At 57.3% G+C, this 5,320-nt stretch carries 1 protein-coding gene; it reads right to left on the bottom strand.

Going from position 1 to position 5,320, the window contains the following annotated elements:
• Window positions 1-895 precede the first annotated feature (895 nt).
• Window positions 896-2,722, bottom strand: coding sequence for a glutamine--fructose-6-phosphate transaminase (isomerizing) (gene glmS / locus KJQ96_RS37930; protein WP_213253716.1), 1,827 nt, complete (start codon window positions 2,720-2,722; stop codon window positions 896-898).
• Between the last annotated feature and the right edge of the window lie 2,598 nt (window positions 2,723-5,320).

The raw sequence follows: 5,320 nt of genomic DNA, 5'->3' as shown, positions 1-5,320 counted from the left end.
ACCGGACTTCTGCCCGCTCGTTTTCAAGACGCCAGTACTGGTGGGTCTGTTGCGCAGGATATCAAGGAACGCTCGCGAGACGGGCCGCGCTCCCCCGGAATGGGTGTGGTGGAGGATCGGCTGAGGGCTCGTTGCGGACGCCACGAATGCGCCCTTTAAGTCGAGTCGCTTAAATCGCGCCAGCGGCAGAATGAGTCTGTGTGAATCGTCGCGAAGCGGTAGTTTATGAGCAAATTGGCCTTCAGACCTTTACTTTGGGGAATTCCCTGATCTCTTCGCAGAGATAAGAACGAATGGATGCCGCACCTTCCAGCGGGATCGCGGCACTTGTAATAGGATTGCACACGGCGGATACCGATCATGCACACTGCGGATATCGAACATGGCCGCCGACGATGCGAAAACGCTTGGAGCCAGCATGGAATGGTCGGCCGCACACTAAAAGCGGCCAAGGTCACGAAGCTTGCCGCGCCGAACATGAGTAAGAGCTCACGAAGCCGAATTTGCGGTGGGACCTGGGCTTCCTCCGCCAAAGTCGCCGCGCTGGCCCGCCGGATCAGCAGCAGCCCGGCCGTGGTGGTAGCCGACTAATTCAAGCGGACCTTCAGTTACCGATGCGCGGCAGACAAAGTTCCTATAGATCGCGCCATCCGTGAATCCCGGTCCGGGAGCTGAACTCCAGTTGTACTCCTGAGGTCATTATCGCATTTCGAGATACGAACCATTCATGTCCGGAAGGCGATATGGACGCACGCAGCAACGACGATCGGCATCAACATGGATAGGAGAGAAATTGAGGATCTGCTCGGTTTTGGCTTCCACAGAACGGACATAACCGAACACGAAGGCCTATTCGCTGAAGTCTCACGACCACTGCGACTTTGGCCCTGCCCGCCTATTCTACGGTCACCGATTTCGCGAGATTGCGTGGCTGATCGACGTCCGCTCCCATTAGGACAGCGGTATAGTAGGCCAAAAGCTGCACCGGAATGGCATAGACCATGGGTGTAAATGTTGCAGCCATGTTTGGCAGCACAATTGTCATGAGCGAATCCACCGTCGCTTCCGAAGCACCTGTCGCATCGGTCATCAGGATGATGTTGCCACCACGAGCGGCGACTTCCTGCATGTTTGAGACGGTTTTTTCGAAAACCCGGTCGTAAGGAGCGATCACCACCACTGGCATGCTATCGTCGATCAGCGCAATCGGGCCGTGTTTGAGCTCGCCGGCGGCATAGCCCTCGGCGTGGATATAGGAGACTTCCTTCAGCTTGAGCGCGCCCTCCAGCGCCAAGGGGAACGACGTGCCGCGGCCGAGATAGAGCACAGCGCTCGTTTTGGCGATGTCGCGCGCGAGCTTCTCGATCTGCGGTTCGATCGCGAACGCCGCAGCGATCAGCCGCGGAACTTCAATCAGCTCACCCACGAGCTTCAATTCATCGATGTCGGACAATTCTCCGCGCTCTTTGCCTGCGGCGACCGCAAGGGCGGCCATCACCATCAGCTGACAAGTGAAAGCTTTGGTCGAGGCGACGCCGATTTCCGGGCCGGCCAATGTCGGCAGCACGGTTTCGCTCTCGCGCGCAATCGTCGACGTCGGTACGTTGACCACGGAAACCGTGTGCAGACCCTGCGCCTTGGCGTAGCGCAAAGCGGCCAGCGTGTCGGCGGTCTCGCCAGACTGCGAGATGACGATCGCGAGATCCCCCTTGCGCAAAGGCGCCTCGCGGTATCGGAGTTCAGAGGCCACGTCGATCTCGACCGGCATACGCGCGAGCCGCTCGAACCAATACTTGGCGACGTGACCGGCATAGCTTGCGGTACCGCAAGCCGTGATCGAGATGCGCCTAATGTCATTGAAGTCGAATGGCAGTTCGAACGGAAGCGCGATGCGCTTTGCGGCTATATCAACATAACGCGCCAGCGTCTGCCCGACCACCTCCGGCTGTTCGTGAATTTCCTTGGCCATGAAGTGGCGATAATTCGCCTTGTCTACCATGAGCGATGACGCGCTAGACTTCAGCGTTTCCCGGTGGGCGACGGCGCCTTTCAAATCATAGATGACGCAGATCGTACGGGTAAGCACGGCCCAGTCACCGTCTTCAAGATAGGTGATTTTATCGGTGAAGGGCGCGAGCGCGATAGCATCCGATCCCAAATACATTTCGCCGTCGCCATGCCCGATCGCGAGCGGCGAACCCCTGCGCGCGCCGATCATGAGATCGTTATGACCTTTGAATAGGAATGCCAGCGCGAACGCGCCGCGCAGCCGCGGCAGCAACGCTTTCACTGCGTCCTGCGGCGAGTAGCCATGCTTTAGATAGGATTCGACGAGATGCGCCACCACCTCGGTATCGGTCTCCGAGGCGAAGTTAGCGCCATTCTGCTCTAGCTCAGCGCGCAGCTCGCGGAAATTCTCGATGATCCCGTTATGGACGACGGCGACATTGTCCGTCACATGCGGATGGGCATTGCGCTCGGTCGGCTTACCATGGGTGGCCCAGCGCGTATGACCGATACCGGTATGACCCGACAGCAGATCGCCGCGTAGCCGCGCCTCGAGATTTTTCAGCTTGCCCTCGGCACGCCGGCGCTCGAGATGGTTGCCTTCAAGCGTCGCTACGCCTGCGGAGTCGTAGCCGCGATATTCCAGTCGTTTGAGTGCCTCGACCAGCTGCCCCGTGACCGGACCACGCCCCAAGATGCCGACAATCCCACACATACCGATCAATGCCCTCCAGCTTCAAGGAAATCATCTTCAAAACCGCAGAAACTTCTTAACCAAATTCACTCGTCTGAACGTACTCAATACTCATAGCCGATGGCGACATCGTTGGCGGTTCAACTCTGAAAACTCCCTGTCAGAGCAATTAGTCTCGCCGCGTGCACACGCGTAAGCTAGGTCTTAGAAGTTTCAACCATCATCGGTTCGCCCAACCGCAGCGCGGCTTTGGCGAGCACAATCGAATACCAGTAGGAAACGGCAGCAAGCGCTGCGAACGAACTGAGGATTTCGAGGTGAGCCAAATACTCAGGCGCGAGTCCATGGTCCCGTGCGACAGCGAGACATGGCGCAAACAGACTCTTCGTCCGGTAGCGAAGATAGCAATCGTAGTCGCAATAGGGCTGCTGGGTGGAGATACCTTGCTGGTAGCGCGACCTTAGTGATCGACGACACTCGATGCAGATCGACGGACCGCGTGGCGTCCTGCGATAGAACTTCATAATCGTCCGTCAGCTCGTCTTACTTCCTTGCCGAGAGCCATTCAGGATGCTCCGGCCCGCTTCTCGACGAGACTAAAACTATTGCGATTGATGGCTCAATTGTACGTAAGTAGGCCTTCAATATTGAAAGGGTTTGGAGGGCTATACGAAGGTTTGTAATCCGCCGCTCCTCCGTTAGTACTGATGTCAGCGGTCCCCCTTGCGCGGCCAGCTTGCGCGATCCCGTTAGCGGAAACAGTTTGCCATGAACAGCCTCGCGCACTTTGCCGTGCCGCCTAGGCCGCGGGATCTGTTCCGGAGTTGAACGCACGGTTGTTCCTAGGCGGAGCTAGTACCTCGACAGAGTTTTTGACTGATTGGTTTGGCATCCAAGACGGGTAGCTGCTGAGGAGGGACCGGCACTTCGATGCTGCGCGGCGAGTCGGGCTGCCGCCTGATGAGGCCCGCATGTTCGAGGGTTAACACCACCTCGAAGTGGCGTTTGATTTAATCGAAGATACCTGCCCGAGCGCCCACCGAGCGATTGACGTGAGCGGCTTGCGAAAAAAAGCCGTGCCACGCTGCCCTCGACAGTACGCTCGGATTCGTCTTGGTGATCGAGTTGACCGAGATCAATGACGGCCGCGCTGGGCTTCTATTGAGCTGTCAAGGCGATGCTTCAGGCGAGTTCTGAAGGAGTGCGGCCCTGGAATTGCAGGCCACCAAAACAAGGAGGCGACAACATCTGTGTGTAGCAAATATGCTTTGCGAGCGTTCGGGAAGAAAATGCGTCTGCCAGACTGCTCGTATCGTTCGTGATTCGGAAGAGTCGGACGATCACGCCGGTTCGACGGAATTGGTGTCCCAAAGAGTTGTTCAATGCTCTGACGCCGGTGATGTTCACCGCCGAGCTATCCGTTTTGCGCGCACGTTGGAACAAGTTGTGGCCAGAATTGTATACTGAGTATGACGCGAGGCATCTGGAAAAGGAGTTGTCCATCCGCAACTTGATCTCTACCGAGAAGCTGCGGCGTTCTTTGATGCCTGGGCCGCGGACGAGGAGCGTCACGCCGAGGGCGTTATCCAGATTATGGAGCTCGTCGCTGATGGATCCGAAAAGGATCTTTGGGAGAGATTGGACGCTCGATCACACAATTTTAGTGCAATCAATGAATACCTGAAAGACGAATTCTCTTTGATGGTTATAATCGCCTTTGATGAAATGTGCACCTGCCACGCCTATGCTGCGGATAAGGGTTTTTATGCCGGACTTGGGAACGATAGATTCGTTCGTTGGCTAAGAGAAGTGACTGCCGATGAGGCAGTTCACTCGATGAACGCGGTTACGTTATCCGCGCCCGGTACTCCGATCGCATCCGCGAAGTCGGCACAATCCTCGACGGCCTAACCAGCGGTGTCGCCGATGAGTCGGACTATGGCGGCACCTTCGTTCTGGATTACTTCGGCGAGAAGTACACGAAAGAGATGCTAGCCAACTGCCGCGCCACGATCCTGAGAAATGTTGCCAAGCCGCTCACGACCGCAGAGCGAGATGGACGGAACGGTCGGCCAAGTTGACCTCAACGACGTCGCACCGGCTGCGGAGTGATTCCGGCGCCGAGGCGCCCAGCCTGCTCCTTCGGCTCGTACATGAGCGGCTGCCGCGCAGCGGAACAACGAACGCAAATGACCGCGGTCGCTTCGGGCGTCGATCGATTGATCGTTGTGCTGTTTCAGCCTTCCACGTCGCTGAATTTTCTAGACCTGAAATTCCGCCAGACCTCGGATCAGCGACCGTTGGCCTCTAGCGCATGCCGCAGTCGACCATGCTCTATGCCTACACCCGTGGCTCGTGCTGATAGCGGTCCGATATGGGGCTGATCGACCGGGATCTGCTGACTGTAGACGAACAGGCGATCAAAGAGACCCGGGTCGTTCGGATGATCTTTCGTGGGCGGACTTGCCGATGGCAACCCAGATCACGATAGAAGCTGCTGAACTTTTTGCGTCAAAAGCGGTTCATGCAGACATACCGCCCATTCCAGCAGCATCTGGCGCACAGTGGTCGCCAAGATGCCATGAAGCGCCATCCGATCCAGAGCAAGTGAACGATCCG

This window comes from Bradyrhizobium sp. sGM-13, assembly GCF_018398875.1.
Classification (GTDB): Bacteria; Pseudomonadota; Alphaproteobacteria; order Rhizobiales; family Xanthobacteraceae; genus Bradyrhizobium.
Note: the sequence above shows the minus strand (reverse complement) of the source record. Positions and strands in the feature narration are given on the sequence as shown.

What these genes read in the sequence shown, in the direction of transcription:
- glmS (WP_213253716.1), bottom strand. Translation starts at nt 2,722, where the DNA reads ATGTGTGGGATTGTCGGCATCTTGGGGCGTGGTCCGGTCACGGGGCAG.